Annotated in this window: 16 protein-coding genes; 8 read left to right on the top strand and 8 right to left on the bottom strand. The window is 61.0% G+C overall.

Going from position 1 to position 19,006, the window contains the following annotated elements; translation table 11 throughout:
• The first annotated feature begins 3 nt into the window (after positions 1 to 3).
• Positions 4 to 894: a DUF4430 domain-containing protein gene (locus tag ACTQZF_RS02175; protein WP_441554445.1), complete on the top strand. Its 891-nt coding sequence runs from the start codon at positions 4 to 6 to the stop codon at positions 892 to 894.
• Between the two features lie 586 nt (positions 895 to 1,480).
• On the opposite strand, the gene ACTQZF_RS02170 is transcribed toward ACTQZF_RS02175, so the two are convergent.
• From ACTQZF_RS02170 to ACTQZF_RS02160, 3 genes are all read right to left on the bottom strand, one after another.
• Entirely contained in the window at positions 1,481 to 1,888 is a 408-nt protein-coding gene (locus tag ACTQZF_RS02170) for a GtrA family protein (protein ID WP_370450581.1), read from the bottom strand.
• A gap of 221 nt (positions 1,889 to 2,109) precedes the next feature.
• The gene (locus ACTQZF_RS02165; protein WP_427719820.1) at positions 2,110 to 2,505 is read right to left on the bottom strand and encodes a GtrA family protein; all 396 of its coding nucleotides are present in this window, start codon (positions 2,503 to 2,505) and stop codon (positions 2,110 to 2,112) included.
• Positions 2,506 to 2,583: 78 nt separating this feature from the next.
• Complete coding sequence (locus ACTQZF_RS02160; RefSeq protein ID WP_427719821.1) at positions 2,584 to 4,500, bottom strand: fructose-1,6-bisphosphatase; 1,917 nt, start codon at positions 4,498 to 4,500, stop codon at positions 2,584 to 2,586.
• Positions 4,501 to 4,818: 318 nt separating this feature from the next.
• Between ACTQZF_RS02160 and ACTQZF_RS02155 the strand changes: the two genes are divergently transcribed.
• A complete protein-coding gene (locus ACTQZF_RS02155) occupies positions 4,819 to 5,709 on the top strand; it encodes a DegV family protein (RefSeq protein ID WP_441554444.1) in 891 nt (296 codons plus the stop codon).
• A gap of 107 nt (positions 5,710 to 5,816) precedes the next feature.
• Here ACTQZF_RS02155 and ACTQZF_RS02150 read toward each other — a convergent pair whose 3' ends face one another.
• Entirely contained in the window at positions 5,817 to 6,908 is a 1,092-nt protein-coding gene (locus tag ACTQZF_RS02150) for a hypothetical protein (protein ID WP_441554443.1), read from the bottom strand.
• 189 nt (positions 6,909 to 7,097) lie between these two features.
• Between ACTQZF_RS02150 and ACTQZF_RS02145 the strand changes: the two genes are divergently transcribed.
• A complete protein-coding gene (locus ACTQZF_RS02145) occupies positions 7,098 to 7,268 on the top strand; it encodes a hypothetical protein (RefSeq protein ID WP_441554442.1) in 171 nt (56 codons plus the stop codon).
• A gap of 21 nt (positions 7,269 to 7,289) precedes the next feature.
• On the opposite strand, the gene ACTQZF_RS02140 is transcribed toward ACTQZF_RS02145, so the two are convergent.
• Both ACTQZF_RS02140 and ACTQZF_RS02135 read right to left on the bottom strand, forming a co-directional pair.
• Positions 7,290 to 8,393 carry an RsmB/NOP family class I SAM-dependent RNA methyltransferase gene (locus tag ACTQZF_RS02140; RefSeq protein WP_441554441.1) on the bottom strand — a complete coding sequence of 368 codons (1,104 nt, stop codon included), beginning with the start codon at positions 8,391 to 8,393 and terminating at the stop codon, positions 7,290 to 7,292.
• A gap of 151 nt (positions 8,394 to 8,544) precedes the next feature.
• The gene (locus ACTQZF_RS02135) at positions 8,545 to 10,695 is read right to left on the bottom strand and encodes a class I tRNA ligase family protein (protein WP_441554440.1); all 2,151 of its coding nucleotides are present in this window, start codon (positions 10,693 to 10,695) and stop codon (positions 8,545 to 8,547) included.
• 132 nt (positions 10,696 to 10,827) lie between these two features.
• On the opposite strand from ACTQZF_RS02135, the gene ACTQZF_RS02130 reads away from it, so the two are divergent.
• The 3 genes from ACTQZF_RS02130 to queA all read left to right on the top strand — a co-directional run bounded on the left by ACTQZF_RS02130 (position 10,828) and on the right by queA (position 13,384).
• The gene (locus tag ACTQZF_RS02130) at positions 10,828 to 11,397 is read left to right on the top strand and encodes a DUF3267 domain-containing protein (RefSeq protein ID WP_441031447.1); all 570 of its coding nucleotides are present in this window, start codon (positions 10,828 to 10,830) and stop codon (positions 11,395 to 11,397) included.
• 129 nt (positions 11,398 to 11,526) lie between these two features.
• A complete protein-coding gene (locus tag ACTQZF_RS02125) occupies positions 11,527 to 12,102 on the top strand; it encodes an epoxyqueuosine reductase QueH (protein WP_441554439.1) in 576 nt (191 codons plus the stop codon).
• A gap of 70 nt (positions 12,103 to 12,172) precedes the next feature.
• Entirely contained in the window at positions 12,173 to 13,384 is a 1,212-nt protein-coding gene (gene queA, locus ACTQZF_RS02120) for a tRNA preQ1(34) S-adenosylmethionine ribosyltransferase-isomerase QueA (RefSeq protein WP_441083258.1), read from the top strand.
• A gap of 399 nt (positions 13,385 to 13,783) precedes the next feature.
• On the opposite strand, the gene ACTQZF_RS02115 is transcribed toward queA, so the two are convergent.
• Complete coding sequence (locus tag ACTQZF_RS02115; protein WP_441554438.1) at positions 13,784 to 15,556, bottom strand: hypothetical protein; 1,773 nt, start codon at positions 15,554 to 15,556, stop codon at positions 13,784 to 13,786.
• A 233-nt stretch (positions 15,557 to 15,789) separates the two neighbouring features.
• Between ACTQZF_RS02115 and tgt the strand changes: the two genes are divergently transcribed.
• Together tgt and ACTQZF_RS02105 are read left to right on the top strand one after the other, a co-directional pair.
• Positions 15,790 to 16,929 carry a tRNA guanosine(34) transglycosylase Tgt gene (tgt, locus tag ACTQZF_RS02110; protein WP_441014862.1) on the top strand — a complete coding sequence of 380 codons (1,140 nt, stop codon included), beginning with the start codon at positions 15,790 to 15,792 and terminating at the stop codon, positions 16,927 to 16,929.
• 233 nt (positions 16,930 to 17,162) lie between these two features.
• Entirely contained in the window at positions 17,163 to 17,921 is a 759-nt protein-coding gene (locus tag ACTQZF_RS02105; protein ID WP_154515782.1) for a TIGR00730 family Rossman fold protein, read from the top strand.
• A gap of 168 nt (positions 17,922 to 18,089) precedes the next feature.
• On the opposite strand, the gene ACTQZF_RS02100 is transcribed toward ACTQZF_RS02105, so the two are convergent.
• Entirely contained in the window at positions 18,090 to 18,950 is an 861-nt protein-coding gene (locus tag ACTQZF_RS02100; protein WP_441545490.1) for a DegV family protein, read from the bottom strand.
• Positions 18,951 to 19,006 lie beyond the last annotated feature (56 nt).

Raw genomic sequence — 19,006 nt, 5'->3', positions numbered from 1 at the left:
GCTGTGTCCAATAAACCTCAGGATGCCGACTCCAAGCAACCCGAATCGTCGTTCATTCAGCTCGACGATGCTAAGCAAAAGGGCGCCGCCTCGGCGGCGTCCGCCTCTCGGCGCAAGGCGCTTGTTGGCGCCCTGACAGCCGCCTGTATTGCACTCATTGTCGTCTCGCTGGGCTTTGTTCACCCTTCCGCCAGCGGCGCCTGGTCCATCGATTGGATCGCTCGGGCCGTGGCGGGGAGGAGCGTTGCCGACTCTGGCTCTATCGCCTCTCGCAAGACGGAGACAGCGGGCTCCTCGTCTTCTGACGCTGTGGACTCCGAGTCCAAGGATTCGGATGAATCGGATTCCAAGGGCGCTTCCGAGTCTTCGGACGAGAAGTCAGACAAGGATTCGAAAGAGAAGAAGTCCGAAGACAAGGGCGGCAAGAAGTCCAACAACGCGTCTGCCGGACAGGGCTCCGAATCCGCTGGTGGATCGAGTTCTTCAAACGGCTCCTCTTCGGGCGGCGGCTCGGCGACCGGCGGTGGGTCTGTATCCAACGGCGACAGCGCCTCTGCTGGCAATCAGGGCGGCTCGCAGCAGCCTGGCTACATTACTGTGACGGTCTCTGTGACGTCGAGTGCCGTGGGTAACCCGGTGTCTTCTGGCGGTACGTTCACCTTCAACGAGGGCGCTACCCCCTACGATGCCCTGTGCGCACTGGGCCTTTCCGTAAATGCGCACGGCTCATCGTACGGCACGTATGTCGCCGCTATCGGTGGTTTGGCCGAGAAGGAGCACGGTGGTACAAGCGGCTGGATGTACTCTGTCAACGGCGTAACGCCCAACACGGCTTGCAGCAACTACGCTCTCTCCAACGGTGACAGCGTCGTCTGGTATTACGTGACGGGCTAAATGCCTCGACATAACACGCCAAACGGGCGGTTCGGACAAACATCCGAGCCGCCCGCTTTTAATACGGATGGGATGGGGTTCCTCAATCGAGGCTCAACCGGAAATCGCATCCCACTCTGAAGGTGAATTCCGGGACGCAATTTCCGCATCAGCATCCATTGGGAAAGCGCATCTCGTTCTAGACATCGATAACGGGATGCGCTTTCCGTTTCGGCGTCCGCGGGAAACTGCGTCCCGGAATCCACGCTCAGACCGGGATACGGTTTCCCGATGGGGCGGGTTTCGGAAAGCGTGTCCCGCTCTGGGGGCTCATTCCGGGATGGACTTTCCGCATGGGGGCTCATCTGGAAACTGCGTCCCGTTCTGTTGACTGATTCCGGGACACAGTTTCCGCTAGGACGGCGTTGCGGAAGCTGCATCCCATTCTGAGGCTGCAATCTGGGATACACTTTCCGGAACGGCGTTCATGGGGAAATTGCGTCCCATTCATGCACCGTAGCCCGCCTTCCTCGGCAGACTCTGCAAACAAAAACCGGCTGGAATGGGAATTCCAACCGGTTGCGAATGCAAGGGTATGTTTGGCTGACTACGACCGTGCGCCTTCGAGGAAAAAGCGACGGCTAAAGTAGTTGTACCAGGTGACCAGGAACGTGGCGATGGCCTTCATGGCCTGGTAGCCGATGCTCAAAAACGTGACGCCCACAAACATGTACAGGTCGTTGAGGCCCAGACCGATTACCGACAGGATGGTAAAGATCGTGAACTCGCGCTTACGGCTCATGCCCTCGCGATGGTCGAACACGTACTTCATGCTGAGCCAGTAGTTAACCACGACGGACGTGGTAAACGAGACCGTCGTGCTCATCAAAAAGTCGAGGTGGAACAGCTCGACGAGCGCAATAAGCATGCCCCAGTCGACGCCAAAGGAGATAAGGCCCACGACAGCGAACTTGAGGAACTGCTTGGTATGAGGTTGTGCCAGCGCGTTACGCACGTAATCACATCCAATGCGTTGATGAATCGAGCAACGAGATACTTTAGAGCTTTTGCATGGCAAACGTAAGGTCTTTGGCAAGAACTATACGAACTCGCCAAATATTCAAGAGGTAATCCGCAAACGTTGCAAATCTACCCGTAAACGAGCAAGGCCCGCGAATAACACAGCGCTCGACGCGCGTCATCCGCAGGTCCCCGTGGTGCAACGAGGAGGCCGACCTATTTGGCCTGCTCGCCCTCTAGGAAGATCTTTCGCGTTACAAAGTTGTAGACCATGACGAGTGCGGTAGCGCAAATCTTGGCGATATTGGCCTCGAGGCCCAGGCCGGCGTTGAGGGCAAGCACGATGCCGTCGTTGAGCGCCAGGCCAATAACGGATAGCACGACAAAGATGATGAACTCGCGGCGGCGGCTCATGCCCTCCTTGTGTGCAAACACGTACTTCATGCTCGCGACGTAGTTAAAGATGAGCGAGACGATAAAACCGCTGGTGTTGGCGATCAAGATGTTGAGGCCCAGGCCGTAGTGGAGCAGATTCATGATGCCAAAGTCGATGACGGTGGCAACGACGCCGACGACGCCAAACTTTATGATCTGCGCAAGGAGCTTTTGCATGGTACCTGCCTTAGGGTGGCGCCGGGGCGCCGCGGGGATGACAAACCCAGCAAGTTTAACCAATCCCCGCAGGTGGGGCTAGGCGCGCTCCTCGATAGCACCGTTTCTATATGCATCGAGGAGCTGGCGCAGGTCTTGGATCTGACTGCGAATCTTGACGCCGGTATCGGTGTCGCTCACCATGCGGCGCCGGTCGGCCTCGTCAAAGCGGTTGGTCTCGCTTTCGATATCGATGTTGCGGGTGAGCGCCTCGGCAACGCTGGTAAAGGCCTGGTGCGACTTGAGGCGGCATCCGCGCGAGCTCGAGATGAGCGTGTAACCGGCGATGCCCGTTTTGGGGTGGTAGGCGCGACAGAAACCGCCGTCGATGACCAGCAACTTTCCGTTGGCGCGGATGGGCTGCTCGCCCTTGGTGGTCTTGACGGGCGTATGGCCGTTGATGATATGGCCCGTCGGCGAGCAGGCCATGGGGGCGACGCCAAACTCCCGCATGATGTCGTCGCAAACGGACGAGGACGTGGTGAGCGTGTAGTACGGGTCCATCGGCTCGACCCACGTGCTCTTGTCGGCAATGTAGGCGCGCTCGAAGGTGCGCACCACGCGTCCGCTGGCGGGTGAGTTAAAGCCGATCCACAGGTACCACATCCAGTCGAGGGCATCGCGGTCGCCGACGCGCCAGGCGCGACGGGCGATATAGTCGCAAAAATCAAAATAATCGCGGCCGGCGTGCCAGGTACCCAGGCAGTTCATGCTGCTAAAGGTGCCGTCTTCGTTGAGCGGTACGCAGCCGTGGAACAGCAGATTGCCGTTGGCGACCTTATACATGGAGCCGTGGGTATAGAGGAAATCGATGTGGCGATGCAGATGATCGGCGGTGACAAACTCGGACACGAGCTTGTCGATGATGTGCTGCTCCTCGGGCGTGAGCGTGTAGGGGTCTGCCGGATCGACGGTGGGGAAGTCGTTGGTCGTGAGCGGCCACACACTGCCGTCGGCGAGGGTGACCGTGCCGGCATCGTGATCGACCTTGTCGAGCAGTAGACGGTCGGCCATGTCGAACTCGGGGTGGCGCTGGATAATCTGGCCCTCGAGCTTAAAGAGCAGAACGTTGATGGCTTTGATGAGCGGGCTGATGGGCTCGCCGGCGGTATAGGTAGCGTTGGCAAAGGCGACAAGCTCGCGCAGCGAGATGCCGTAGTCGTTCTCGAGAATCTCGTAGTTGTCGTAGCGCAGGTTGTTGCGTAGCACCGTGGCGATGCAGGCAGGCTCGCCGGCAGCGGCGCCCATCCACAACAGATCGTGGTTGCCCCACTGAATATCGAGCGAATGATAGGTGAGCAGACGGTCCATAATCTTGGCCGCGCCGCCGCCGCGGTCGAAGATGTCGCCCACCAAGTGCAGGTGGTCGACGGCGAGGCGCTTGATGAGCGAGGCGAGCGACTCGATAAAGTCGTCGGCGCTGGCGGTCTCCAAGATGGATTCGATAATGCGCTCGTGATAACGCACGCGGTAGTTGTTCTCGTCCGGATGCGTGTGCAGCAGCTCGTCGATGATGTAGGCGTAATCGCGCGGGATGGCCTTACGTACCTTGGAGCGGGTGTAGCGGCTCGAAAGCGAGCGGGCAACCACAATGAGCTGGTTGAGCATGGTCTTGTACCAGGTGGGCGAGTCCTCGTGCCGGCTGCGGACCAGATCGATCTTCTCGCGCGGGTAGTAGATGAGCGTGCACAGCTCGCCCTTTTCGTTAAAGGAGAGCGTGTCGCCAAAGATTTCGTCGACATGCTCGCGCACGACGCCCGAGCAGTTGTTGAGGATGTGCATAAAGGCTTCGTACTCGCCATGCACATCGCTCATAAAATGCTCGGTGCCCTTGGGTAGGTTGAGGATGGCCGAGAGGTTGATGATCTCGGTGAATGCGGATTGCTCGGTGGGGAACTGTCTCGACAGCAGGCGCAGATACTTGAAGTCTTGCGGATTGCGATCGAATGCGACCATGAAACACCTTCCGATGTGGTTGGTAAAACTGATAAACAGCGTCAAGCGTTTATCAGTATGCGCTGCTTTTGTTTCAATTGGGGTTAGGAGATTGAATTGTTGGCCGAACGGTTTGCTAAATCGATTTAGTTGAGGTAGATATGGCGGTTGAGTGGAGACGTCGGGTCGCTTTTGCAGGCGCATACCTCCGGGATCGCTAGAGATGATGGCGGTAAAGATGTTCACTACCTTTGGTTCAATTTGGTAAATAACGGACATTTGTACCGTATTCCCGCTTGCTGTGCGATAATTTGCGCAGCAATGAGTAAGGAGCCTCATATGAGTGATTTTGTCCTGACCTGTGAATCCGCCGCCGATCGAACCCGTGAGTTCTTTGCGTCGCGCAATATTCCTGTCGCGTGTTTTCATTACGAGATCGACGATGTTGTCTATACGGATGATCTGTATCAGTCGATTACGCCGGACGAGTTTTTTGCTCAGATTGCCGCGGGCGCCATGCCCAAGACGTCTCAGGTGAGCGTGGGTGAGTACGAGGAGTTTTGGGAGCCGTTTGTTGCCGAGGGTAAAGACGTGCTGCACCTGACGTTGTCGTCGGGTATTTCGGGCACGTATGGATCGGCCTGCGTTGCGGCGCAGATGCTCGCGGATCGCTATCCCCAGGGCGGCAAGGTGCGCGTCATCGATTCGCTGGCGGCGTCTTCGGGCCTTGGCCTGCTGGCGGAATGTGCCGCCGACGTTCGCGATAGCGGCGCTTCGCTCGACGAGACGTCCGCTTGGATTGAGGAGCATAAACTCAACCTGCACCACTGGTTCTTCTCGACCGATCTGTCGAGCTACCTGCGCGGTGGTCGCATTTCGGCTGCGAGCGCGATCATCGGCACGGCGCTCAAGATTTGCCCGCTTATGACGGTCGATTGCGAAGGTGAGCTGGTGCCGCGTGAGAAGATTCGCACCAAGAAGCGCGCGATTTCCGAGATGGCTAAGACCATGATGGCACACGTGCAGGGCGGTGCGGATTATTCGGGTAAGTGCATCATGTCGCACTCGGCGTGTCGCGAGGATGCCGAGGCAGTTGCGGCGCTGATCGAGGAACAGGTTCCGCAGCTTAAAGGCAAGATTGAGATTAATGACATCGGTGCTCTGATTGGCTCGCATACCGGACCTGGTACGGTGGCGCTCTTCTTTATGGGCGACAAGCGCGTGGATTAACGTTTGTGGGCTGGCTGACGGTTTTAACGGCTACGCCTGTCCTCCTGACATTTGATAACAGAAAAAGGCCCGTCCCGTTGTTTGCGGGGCGGGCCTTGCTGTTGCGGCTAGCGTTTCTTTCCACGGAAGAAGAAACCGTGTAGCGAGGGCTTGAGTCCGCGGTTGGCACGACGCTCCTCGATATGATCGTGGATCGAGGCGACGCGCTCGATGACCTCGTCGGGAATCGGCACGTCGGGATTCACGTTCTCGACCTGGCTGACCTCAGCGGCGGCGACCTGGTCGATAATGGGCACATCGTCGCGCGAGATGACAGGCGTGGCGTCTTCCTTCATCTTGCGGTAGCGCTCCATCATGTCGGTTTGCAGCTGCTGGGCCGAAGGCGGCGTCCAGATGATAGCGTTGGCGCCGGCGGCGATGGTTTCACGGATGCTCTCGGGCGTCTTGCCACCCGGTGCGATGAGTGGCAGGCTGGGATAGTGCTCTCGCAGCTCGCGTAGGACCTGGGGTGTGTTTTTGCCGGCGGCGATGTTGAGGATCTTGGCCCCGGCGCGCACCTTGGCGTGGGCATCGTCATCGCAGCGAACGACCGTGGCGATGACGGGGATGTCGGCGATGTTGGTGATGTGCTCGACCATCTCGGCGGTAGCGGGGGAGTTGACCACGCACCCCGCCGCGCCTTGCATCTCGGAGACGGCCGCCATCTGCACGGAGCGCTTACCGGTGGTGGTGCCGCCGCCAACGCCCACAAAGACCGGGCACTCGGCAACAGTCAGCAGCGCCTGCGTAATGGCGGGCTGCGGCGTGAAGGGGTAGACGGCAAACACGGCGTCGGCATTGGAGTTGCGGATGACCGCCACGTCGGTGGTGTAGATGAGCGATTTGATGCGGCGTCCAAAGAGCGTAAAGCCGCTGGCCTCCTCGATCTCATCAGGCATGCGGAGGGCCGCCTTGCGCAGGCGCCCGTCGATGGGCAGCGGCTCCATGGGCAAGAGGCCGCTGGGGGTTACGGCCACCTGGGGCTCGGTAAATTCGTCCGCAAGCTCAACCTCTGAGAAATCGACCGAGGCGACGATGTCCTCGTGAACCTCGGCGGGAACATCGATGGGGGCGTGGTCGTTCGTCGCGGCGGGCGTGTCGAAGGAGCTGGTGGCGACAAAAGCGTCAACACGCTCGTTCAAATCGTTGAGAGAATCCATTGCGGTCCGTTTCTATAATGTGCGGTCGGCAGCGTGCGACCGGCGCTACGTTGCTAAAACGTTTGACGAGTTGATTTTTCCCCGCCGCGCTATCCGTTAGACCGAAGGGCCGGCGAACGTGAAGGAGCTGTGGTGGCAGGTTTTGAGGTGCTATCTTAAATGTCCCGTTTATAAGAGAGGTGGCGCGGTATGGAAATCACGACATTATTGAGCTCGATTGGCCTATGCGTGGGCGCAATCGTAGCCGCCGCGGTCATCTACTTTGTGGTTACGGCCATTAAGGGCAAAAAGGCCGAGCGCAAGGAACGCGAGGCACTTAAGCAGCACCGTGACCAGCAGGACAGGCGCGCACGGAGATAGCTAGTTGAGTTGGTCCGTGCGCTAACTGCGTTTTCGGATCAGAGCGATGTAGAAGCCCTCAAAGTCGCGGCTGGGCGGGATGGTCAGCGTGCCGGGCATGCCGTTGGCGACGGTCGAGACGTGGCCGGTGGCGATGGCCTCGGTGAGGGCGTTGCTCTCGACGCGTGGCTCTTCGCCAGCTTCCTGAGCACGGCGCGTTTCACTTTCACTCGGCGTGCCGTCGAGGGGGATGAGCTCGCAGTCCATGTGTTTGTCGAGGGCCTCTTGCAGGGCGTCCTCGTTTTCCTGCGGCATGATCGAACAAGTGGAATAGACGAGCGTGCCGCCTGGCTTGAGGGCGCCCATGGCGCGGTCCAGAAGCGCGCGCTGCGAGCGGGCGCACTTGCAGAGCAGCTGCTCGGTCAGGCCGCGCAGGCTTTTCTCGTTGCCTCTGATGACGGTGCCCGTGCCGGTGCAGGGGGCGTCGAGCAGGATGCGGTCAAAGCGGAAGAACTCGTCAAGCTCGCGTGCGTCGATGCGCATGACGGGCACGTTTTTGGCGCCCTGGCGGCCCAAGTTGGCCTCGAGCTTTTCGGCGCGGGGAATGCTCATCTCGCAGGCGGTGAGGTGCGCCTGTCCCTGGGTGAGGGCGGCGATCTGCGTCGTCTTGCCGCCGGGGGCCGCGCACATGTCCAGGATATCCTCGCCGGCCTGAGCGCCCAGCACCAAAGGAGGCATCATGGACGACAGGCTCTGCAGGTAGATTTTGCCGTTGCGGTAGATGTCGAGATCCCACAGATCGGATACCTGGGCCTCGGGCAGGATGAAAGCGTCCGGGTACCAGGCAACGGTTTGGTGGGCGATGCCGGCTGCGTCGAGTGCGGCGGCGATGTCCTCGGCGGTCGCCTTGAGCGTGTTGGCACGCAGCGTGACCGGGCGCGTGGCAGCGGCGTCGAAGCCTTCGATCATGAGCTCGGCATCGGCAAGCGCATAGGCGCCGGCGACCGTGTCGACCATAAAGCGCGGCAGGTAGGCGGCGGAGTGTTGGGCGGCAAGCTGGTCGGAAAGCTCGGTAGCGGCAAACTGCCTAAGCTTGAGCTCGGGCTTAACCTGCTTTTTCTGCTTACGAAGACGCGGCTTGGACATCCGTCTTTCCTTCCCATTCCATTAAAAGTAGTCAATTTGGGACGGGGCTATTTTAGCTGCCCGTCCGTTTCGGCAGGCGTTGCAGTTAAATTTGGGACGGGGTAGCTAAAATAGCCCCGTCCCAAATTGACTAGTCTGCCTTGGCGTTTGTCTAGTACTGGCTCTCGTGCTTGCTAAAGAAGTCGAAGCGCGGGGGCAGTGGCTTTACGCGGTGCTCGCCGGGCTTCTCGCCCAGGCTCTCCACAAACTCATCCGTGGAGGCAAAGATGTTGTCCCAGCTAAAGAAGGCGACCGGATCGACGTCGAAGTACTCGCAGATGAGCTCGCAGCCGGCCGGCACAATACCGTGCATGAGCACGGTCGCCACGCGCAGCTCGGTAAAGGCGTCGACCAGTGCCTGCGTCATTGCGGCGTTTGCCTCGCTACCCTCGAGCTTGTTGGCAGCCTTGGAGGCGTCGCTCCAGCGCTTGTTGGCGGCACGCAGGTAGTCGTCGCACACGGCGAGTGCGCGGTGCGTCTCGAACTTGTACATGGCCTGCTCAAAGGCGAGAGCTGCCTGCTCGGCGGCTTCGGCCACGGTGGCGGAGGCGGCACCGGCGGGGATGCAGCCGTTGCGGTAGGGGCTCTCGTCGCCCTCCTTGACGGCGACGCCGTAGAAGCAGCTGCGGGCCAGGCGGTTGAACACGCCGGTCAAAAGCGCGCTCTCCTTAAGGGCCGGGTCGATAACGCGCTTGTCGTCGCAGGCGCGCACCTCGTTGCCGTCCTTGTCCTTGCCGGTCACGCGTGTGTCATATGCCTTGGGGCTAAAGCTCACCGGCTTCTCGGACAGGCCGAGCGACAGCCAATGCGCGCGCATCTGCTCGCAGGTGTAGTGGTTGAGCAGGTCGTCTGCCGGCGGGGGAGGCGTCTGCGAGGACGAGCTGGCCTTTTTGCCCATGTAGAGCAGGTGATAGCAGGCGCTGACGGTGCTCTGCGTGAGGTTCCACCCCAGGGCCTCCCACATGGCGGTCTGCGCGATGCAGTAGAAGTAGATGTTATCCTGACCGATAAACTGGTAGATCTGTGCGTCGTCCGAGCACCACCAGTCGCGCCAGTCGAGCGAGCTGTGCTGGTAGGTGGGTGCGGGGACCTGCGTGGAATCGGCGGCGGGCTTGCCCATGAGGGCGGCGTCCTGGGCGGCGACGCCCTCGGTCACGCCGGCGGCGCGGGCGTCGCGGGCGAGCACGGTGCGGGTGTAGCTGATGGGCGCCCACAGGCTCTCGGGCCAGCACCAGCAGGTGACATCGGTCACGCCATCGACCTCGGGCACCGGAACGCCCCAGTCGATGTTGCCGGTGATGCGGAAGGGCACGAGCGCCTTGCCGCTACGGAAGCGCACGCCGCCGTTGGCGAGCACCGCGTGGGCGGCGTCGCGTTCCTTCCAGCTGGGGAAGGTGACGGTAAAACTGCTCTTGTTGCCCTCGGGCTCCAGCACGGTGTGCTCGGGGAGCTGGTCCTCGACGGCATCGAATGCTTCGCGGAACTTGTTCTGGATGTAGAGCTGTGCCGGCAGCAGCCACTCTTCCATGGTCTTGGAGACCACGGAGCGAACCTGCGGGTTCTGGGCGAGCTTGGCAGTATAGGTCTTCATAAAATCGAGGTAGGCGGGCAGGTCGAAGTAGAGGTTGTCGACCGGGCGCAGCTCGGGCACCTCGCCGGTGAGCTGGCTCTTGGGCGCGATGAGCTCCTCGGGCTCAAACTGGTGGCCCAGGTCGCACTCGTCGGCATAAGCCTTCTCGGACTTGCAACCTTGGATGGGGCAGCGGCCGATGACCTGGCGACCGTTGAGGAACGTGCCGGCCTTGGCGTCGTAGAACTGCAGGGTAGAGCGCTTGGAGATGGTGCCCTGCTCGTGCAGGCGCTCGATAATCTCGGCGGTCACCTTGTTGTGAATCTGCGCAGCCGGCTCAAGGCCCGAGCCGCCGTAGATGTCGCAGCTGATGTTGTAGTTGTTGAGGGTCGCGGCCTGACGGGAGTGATTGGACTCGACATACTCGCTAATGGACTTATCGTAGCCCTCGTTCTCCTTGAGCTTGCGGTAGCTCTCCATGATGGGCGAGCCGTAGCAGTCGGTGCCCGAGGTGAAGATGACGTTCTCGCGGCCCAGGCGGTCGCGCAGGAAGCGGGCGAAGAAGTCGGCCGGGACAAAGACGCCGCCAACGTGGCCAAAGTGAAGACCCTTGTTGCCATAGGGCTCGCCGGCGGTGACGATGGCGCGGCGAGGCCAGCTGGGACGGTCGTTCATGGAGTATTTGGATGCCATGGGACTCCTTCGCATATGGTGAGAGCGCAGCCGGGCGCAAGGCCTGGCGACGCGGTGGTCAATTCGTGCATATCGTTCGACATTATCGCACATGCGGACGGGTACGTGGCAGGGGCGCTATCCTAAGATGCTATGAATGAGATTTCCAACATACATGCGTTTGAAGACGAGGATTTCCTGCACGCTTGCTTTGTGTGGGGGATGGCCGTGCTTGGCGCATTTGCCGTGTGCCTGGTGCCGGTGTTTATGCTGCTGGGTGGGCCCGCGGACTTGGATGCGGCTGACGCGGGTGGCTGGACGGCTGTCTTGGGCTGGATAGTTGGCTTGGCTGCGGTTTCGGCGGCGTCATTTGCCGTGCACGAGTTGGTGCACGGCGTGTTCTTTAAGCTGTTTGCGCCCGCCGGTGCGCACGTGACCTTTGGGGCGAACCTCGAGACGTGCATGATTTACGCCTGCGCCGAGGGCGTGGTGTATTCGCGCCGGCGGTACGTGGCAGTTTGTCTGGCGCCGACGGTTGTCGTGACGACAGCGTTTACCCTGGGGTTTGCGTTTTCGGGCTATCCGCTGCTGTGCTACCTGGCAGCCGGCTTGCATTTGTCGGGCTGTGTGGGCGACTGGTATTACGTGCGGACCATTTTGCGCGACCGCCGCATTGTCGCCTGCGAGGACACGTCCTTTGGCGTTCGCTTTTTTGGTCAGTAGTCTTTTTGGGACGGGGCTATTTTGACTACTTTTTGGAGATGGGTATTTTTGACTGCTTTACGTCAAAAGTAGTCAAAATAGCCCCGTCCCAAAAAGACTACCCTGGGCAAAGATTGGGAGGAGATGTCCATGAAGCCGCTACTGCTGCATGCGTGCTGTGCGCCGTGCTCGCTTGAGCCGGTTCGTCTGCTGCGTGAGGAGGGGTTTGAGCCCACGATTTGCTGGACCAACCCCAATATTCAGCCGCGCGATGAATGGCGGCGGCGTTTGGACGAGCTGCGCCGGTGGTGTGCCGATGGCGACATCGAGCTCATCGAGGCGGGGGAGGACCGCGAGCGCTGGGAGGCCGGCGTGGCCCCGCTGGGCGCCGATCGACCCCGTCGCTGTCGTGCGTGCTATGCCCTGCGCCTGGCCGAGGCATGCCGTGTGGCCCAGGAGTGCGGGTTTGAGTTTGTGGGTACGACGCTCGCCGTCTCGCCGTATCAGTTGTTCGAAACCTGCAACGATGCGTTGGAGCGCTTGGCGGCGGCACATGGGCTCACCCCGGTCATTCGCGATTTTCGCCCGTATTATCCCGAGGCCACGCGTCGTTCGCGCGAGCTGGGCATGTATCGGCAGAACTACTGTGGTTGCCGATTCTCGGCCGTCGAGGCGGCCATGGACCGCGCCCGCATCCGCGACGAGCGCAAAGCCGCCAAAAAGTAGTTCTTTTGGGCTGGTAGCCTGCTAGGATGTAGAGCGGATTTTAGCTATATAAGGAGTATTCGACGTGTCTATGCGTACCGATGATTTTGACTACAACCTTCCTGAGGAACTGATTGCCCAGGCTCCTGCTGAGCCGCGCGACTCCTGCCGCCTGCTGGTGGTGGATCGCAAGGGCTCCCAGGCGGGAACGCCGCTGGAGCATGGCGGCACCGTCGAGCACCGCATCTTCCGCGACATCATCGACTATATCGAGCCGGGTGACGTGCTCGTCATCAACCAGACGCGCGTGATGCCGGCCCGTCTTATCGGGCGCAAGGCCGGCTCGGGCGGCGTGGTCGAAACGCTGCTGCTCAAGCGCCGCGAGGACGTTGATCCGCTGGGTCATGTTTGGGAGTGCTTGGTCAAGCCGGGCAAGCGCCTAAAGCCTGGTGCGCAGATTGAGTATCGCGCCGGTGGTGCCCATGCGCCCGAGGGTGCTCCCGTGGTGCTGACGGCCGAGGTCGTCGACTTTGTCACCGATAGCCGCGGCGGCCGCCTGGTGCGTTTTGAGCCGGCCGGTTGCAATGCCGCCGGCGAGCCGCGCACGCTCGATGAGGCTATCCATGCTGCCGGCCACGTGCCGCTGCCGCCCTACATTACCGATTACGAGGGCGATCCCGAGAAGTACCAGACCGTTTACGCCATGAAGGAGGAGCACTCAGCTGCCGCTCCCACGGCGGGCCTGCACTTCACGCCCGAGCTCATGGCCGCTATCGAGGCCAAGGGTGCGAAGTTTGCCGCTGTCGAGCTCGAGGTGGGCATCGATACCTTCCGTCTGGTGGAGGAGGACGACCCCACGCAGCACGTGATGCACACCGAGCGCTATCACGTGTCGCAGGAGGTTGTCGACGCCGTGCATAAGGCTAAGGCCGAGGGGCATCGCGTGATTGCTGTCGGTACCACCGCAGTCCGCTCGCTCGAGAGTGCGTTTGACGCGGACGCGCCGGTGTCCGATCCGGCTGTGACGGCGCGCTATTTTGAGGGCCGTAAGGACGGGGCCGACACGCTCGGCCGTGGTGACATCGTGGCGCGCGAGAACGCGACGACGCAGCTCTACCTCATGCCCGGCTCGACCTATCACGTGGTCGACGCGCTGATCACTAACTTCCATGTTCCGCGCTCCACACTCATGATGCTCGTGAGCGCACTTGCCACCCGCGATCAGATCATGGATGCCTACGCCGCCGCTATCGAGCAGCGCTACCGCTTCTTCAGCTTTGGCGACGCCATGCTCATTTGTTAGTTACGCCGTTCTACCGAACGGCGGACCGGCCGACGCTGCGCGGGCCGCATTTGGACAATCTGACGCTCAACTTCAAGGGCGCGACCAGAAGGTCAGCGCCCTTTCGTTTCACGTCACCTTGCCTCAAATGCGACCCGCTCGCTGTCGCTGCCAAAACATCGGCATTTCTTTGGTTGTCAAGAGATTGCCGTTCTGGCGGGTTTTCGCTGACTTCGCCAAAACATTGGCGTTGCCGTGGTTCAACCTGCCAAAAAGGGACAGGTTTATTTTGGCAGGTTTTATCTGGGCAAACGTTGTTGGTGCAATGGGGACTGCTTTATATGCACCAAGTTGGTGCAAAGTAGCCTGGCCCCTTTGCACCAATCAAAACGTTGCGGTGAGTGTTTTTTGGCAGCTGGTTTACTTGCTCGCGAACAGCCAGATCAGGACGATCACGAGGATTACGGTGACAATGCAGACGATTGCGCCGGTGAATTTAACGCGTGAGTCGCGGGTGCGCTCGCGCACGTCGTTCTCGGCGGCTTCGAGCTGAGCCACTTCGCGCTCGGTTTCGGCACGCTCGTCCTTATCGCGAGCCAGGGAGCCCGCGAGCGATTCGGTGATCTCGGGATGGTTGTGCACCTCGGTCGCCTGCTCGATGATCGACTGCGCATGCGCGACGTCCGCCTGGGCATTGGCGATAGCCTGCTCTTGCTCTTGACGCGCTTTGTCCTCGGTGACGATCTTCTCGCGTAATTCGCGCTGGCGCGTTGCAGCGGCCGCCTTTGCGGTCTGCAGCTCGTCGCGCGCGGCATCGGCCTCGGCCGTCACGGCCTGATGGGCGCGCTTGGCGTCGGCGATGGGGGCTTGCGCCTGCTCGACGGCGTGCTCGGCGGCTGCGAGCGAGTGCTCAAGATCGGCGGTGATGCGCGGGATATCCTCCTCGGCTTTACGCAGGGCATCAGCCGTGTCGGAGATCTGCATCGAAAGCTCGCTGGTGCGCACCGTATAGTTGGCGGGATTTGCCGAGGGATTGCGTTGCAGCTCGGCATACTCACGGCGCAACGTTTCGAGTTGAGCACGCGTGGCGTCGACGGTTTGCTGCGCTGCGGCAACGCCGGCGTCGCGCTCGGCCTGTACCTTGTCGCGGATGCGCTTGGAGTCCTCGAGACGTCGTACGAGGCGGTTACCGGTCTCGCGCGAGCTGGCTTCGCGCGCTTCGACGGCATCGAGTGCGGCTTTGAGACGCCGCTCGGTGGCGTCGTCCTCTTCTTTTATTTGTTCGAGCTGCGCTTTGAGCTCTGTTGTCTTGGCGGCATGGGTATCGCGGCCGATTTCTGCCGCCGCGGCGGCCTTTTGTGCCGTGTCGATAGCGTGGCGCTGCTCGGCGACGATTTGGTCGTAGCGGCCTGCGATATCCTGGCGCGTCTCGAGCTCCTCGCCTTGATCGGCGATGCGCTGATCAAGTTCGGCCAGGTGGGCACGAGCGTCCGCGAGCGCCTTTTTTGCGGCGTTCATCTCGCGCATGGCAGAGGCGCCCTGGGCGATAAAAGTGCCTACGGCGTTTGCTGTATTTGAGACGGCGGTTCCCAGATCGCGGCTGGCTGCAGGGGCGTGTGGAGCGGTCGGGTGACCGGCGTCGGCCGTACCCGCATCGGGCGCCTGCGACGTGGCGATATTGCCGGTGCCACCCTCGATCACGGAAAATCCGGCAGTGTGCGGGTCAACTGCATCTGCGCCAATTGTAGGGTGCTCGAGCTGTAAGAACGAAGGTACGGTGCTGCCTTGGTCGGCAACGGGGGTCTCGCCAGGCACGAAGGTCGATGCGGCCTCGGCGGCCTTCTCTTCTTCGGCGTCCACATCGGCGTCGGCCACGGCGTCTTTCATCGCTTTGACGGCATCCATCATGGAGTCCATGACGGCATCGAGCTCTTCTTCCGAAGATACCTCGATGGGTCCTGCCGCCTGTGACGCGGGGTCCGCGTCGGGCTCGGCGTCGTTCGACTCCGGTTGCTCGCCTTCGTCATGCTCGACAGTATCGCCTGTGTCTGTTGCCTTATCCGCACCGGCGTGCGCATCTTCGGCGGATGCATCGACGGAAGCGGCGACGCAGGTAGGAGTGCTGCAGTCGTCGACGGCGTCTGCGGAATCATCAATATGCTGCTGAGTCTGGGGGTCCAGCTCGTCTGTCATAGGCATGTGCTCCTCATCGTTGATTGTCACCCTATGATAAAGCCTCGCGCCGGCATCCCGCGCGCCGCAGCAAAGTTTCAAAACGTGTTCGATGGCTCGCTTGGATAGCAAAAATTTGGCCGCTCTATTCAGTTTGCGCTTGACATTCCCTTCTCCGAAAGACGTTATGCCGTTCAACTGCCGCGGTCTTTATAATGGTTTGCGTATGAACCGCAACCAAGGAGTTCCAGTTTATGGACCAGAGCCTATTTAAATTCGACCTGATCGCCGAGGATCCGACGACGCATGCGCGTGCCGGCGTGCTGCACACTCCGCACGGCGACATCGAGACGCCGATCTTTATGCCCGTGGGCACCAAGGCAAACGTCAAGGGCATTCCTGCCGAGACTGTCAAGCAGCTCGGCGCCCAGATCGTGCTTGCCAATACCTATCACCTGTCCATGCGTCCCGGCGAGGATACCATCGCCGAGTTGGGTGGCCTGCACAAGTTTATGAACTGGCATGGCCCCATCCTCACTGATTCCGGCGGTTTCCAGGTGTTCAGCCACAACGACGCCGTCAAGCTCACCGACGAGGGCGTGCGCTTTATCGTCAACGACTACGACGGCCGCCACGTGTTCTGGACGCCCGAGGACAACATGGAAATCGCCATGAAGCTCGGCTCCGACATCTGCATGCAGCTCGACCAGTGCCCGGGCTATCCCGCCACGCGCGCCTACGTTGAGCGCGCCGTTGAGCTGTCGAGCATGTGGGCCGAGCGCTGCTATAAAGCTCATACCCGCGACGACCAGGCGCTCTTTGGCATCGTTCAGGGTGGCATGCATCTGGACCTGCGCCTGCGTTCGCTGCGCCATCTGGAGGAGTGCGGTGACTTCCCCGGTTACGGCATTGGCGGCTACTCGGTGGGCGAGGACCACGAGACCATGTTTGAGACGCTGGCACCGCTCGCGAGCGAGTACATGCCCAAACATAAGCCGCGCTACCTGATGGGCGTCGGCAACCCGACGACGCTCGTGCGTGGTGTAGGCGTGGGCATCGACATGTTCGACTGCGTGCTGCCGACGCGCACCGGCCGCATGGGGACGGCGTTTTCGAGCGAGGGTCGCCTTAACTTCCGCAACGCCCGCTTTGCGCACGACGACGGCCCCATCGATCCCACCTGCACCTGCCCGGTGTGCACGGGCGGCTACAGCCGTGCGCTCATTCGCCATATGGTCACGCAGAAGGAGATGCTCGGCGGCATTTTGCTTTCGATGCACAACATCTACTACCTGCTCAACCTTATGCAGCGTGCCCGCCAGGCCATTATCGAGGGCCGTTACGGTGCGTTCGTGAGCGACTGGATGAACAGCCCCGCGGCAGTGGATTACTAAGAGCTGCGGGTGCGCTTACGGGGGCGCTCGCGCGGTGTCGAGGCTACGTGCCAATCGACCGTGCGTAGCCGGCGCCGGGCATCGCATGCGTCGGCATCGGTTGCACGACCTCTGACCGATGCCTTGCAAGCGCTTGATGCATCGTGGGTACCATACCGAATGGTTGATGTTCGGGCGGGTGTTTGACGCATGGCGTCGACCCCGCCCGTTTCTATTTTCGATAGGAGTATCCCATGATTAAGAATGAGAACGTCGAGGGCGAGCCGGCCTACGACGAGACGTACCGACGCGGCCCCGTGGTTATGCGCGGCCCTATGATTCCTAAGGACAACACCTACGCCAACCTGCTGGCGCCCGAGGACTCGACTGACTGGTTGCACGCCGACCCGTGGCGTGTGCTGCGCATTCAGGCCGAGTTTGTCGATGGCTTCGGCGCGCTTGCCGAGCTCGGGCCCGCGGTGACCATCTTCGGCAGTGCCCGCACGCCCAAGACCGATCCGCTCTACAAGGCGGCGCGCACGGTCGGCCGCAAGATCGCGCAGCGCGGCGTGGCGGTTATCACCGGCGGTGGTCCTGGCATTATGGAGGCGGCCAACAGGGGAGCGGCGAGCGCCAACGGCAAGTCGGTCGGCTTGGGTATTGAGCTTCCGCACGAGCATGGGCTCAACAAATACGTGAACCTCGGCATGGACTTCCGTTACTTCTTTGTGCGCAAGACCATGTTTGTCAAATACAGCTCGGGCGCCATCGTGTTTCCCGGTGGTTTTGGTACGCTCGACGAGATGTTTGAGGTGCTCACGCTGGTGCAGACGCACAAGGTCAAACGCATGCCGCTTGTTTTGGTGGGCAGCGAATACTGGCAGGGCCTGTTCGACTGGCTCAACGGCCCGGTGATGGATGCCGGCATGATCAGCCCACTCGATCCAGATCTCGTCCACATCACCGATGACCTCAACGAGGCCGTCGATATTGTCCTGAGCGGGCTGATGTAGGGTAGGTAAAATGGGACGGGGCTAAAAAGACTGGTCTGAAACGTTTGATATCAGTCTTTTTGGCCCCGTCCCAAATGAACTGCTTCCAAGTTGCGGTGGAATAGGGATTGATTTGCGGTTGATAAGCCAAAAACAGTCCCTATTCCACCGCAAGTGGTAAAGGTGCCCCTAGTGGATGGGCTGGTAGCGGGGACAGTAGCTGATGGCGATGGCGTCGACGCCTACGTGGGTGGCGATGGTGCAGCCGATGGGGCCGGTGCCGGCGTCTACGTAGTTCTGGCCTGCGAGCGCTTGGTTGACGAGCTCCTGCTCCTCGGCGGCGCCGGTCGTGAGCACACGTACGCTGGAGCCCGGGTGCTCGGCCAAAAATGCGAGGCAATCTGCCATGGTGTTGGTGACGATGCGCTTGGCGCCACGACCCTTTTTGATCGCCTTGATCTCGCCCGATTTCCACTCCGGCGAAACGGCCAGGCGAATATTGAGCATCTGCGTGAGCTGGCCGGCGAGCTTGGGCGCGCGGCCGTTCTTAACGAGGTTCTCGAGCGTGCGGGGAATCAGCAGCAGATGGGCGTCGGGCAGCGTCGCGCGGATCTGCGCTTCGGTCTCGTCCAGGCTGCGGCCGTCCTCACGCATGGCCAGCGCGTACTCCACCAGCAGGCCCTCGGCACCCGAGCCGGTGCGCGAATCGATGCAGCGCACGTCGAGCTCGTGCGCTTCGGCCGTCAGGCTGGCGTTGGCATAGCAGGCGGACCACTCACTGCACAGTGAGATAAAGATGGCGCTATCGTGGCCGTCGGCGCGCACGCGGTCAAAGAGTGCCTTGAACTCGCCGGCGCTTGGCTGCGAGGTGTGCGGCAGCTGCTTGGATCCGGCCATGCGGGCGACGTATTCCTCGGCGGTAATCTGCACCTGGTCGAGCAGGTCTTCGCCTTCGATAATCACATGAAGTGGAATCACGTAAATGCCGAGCTCTTGGGCGCGGGCGGGGGAGATGTCCGACGTGGAGTCGGTTATGATGGCAAAAGACATAATTGCACCTTTCGTTGGGGCGCTTGCGCGCCGCCTTCTGAGAGCAAAGTGCGACA

The organism is Collinsella sp. LCP19S3_H3 (assembly GCF_052119145.1).
Taxonomy (GTDB): Bacteria; Actinomycetota; Coriobacteriia; order Coriobacteriales; family Coriobacteriaceae; genus Collinsella.
Note: the sequence above shows the minus strand (reverse complement) of the source record. Positions and strands in the feature narration are given on the sequence as shown.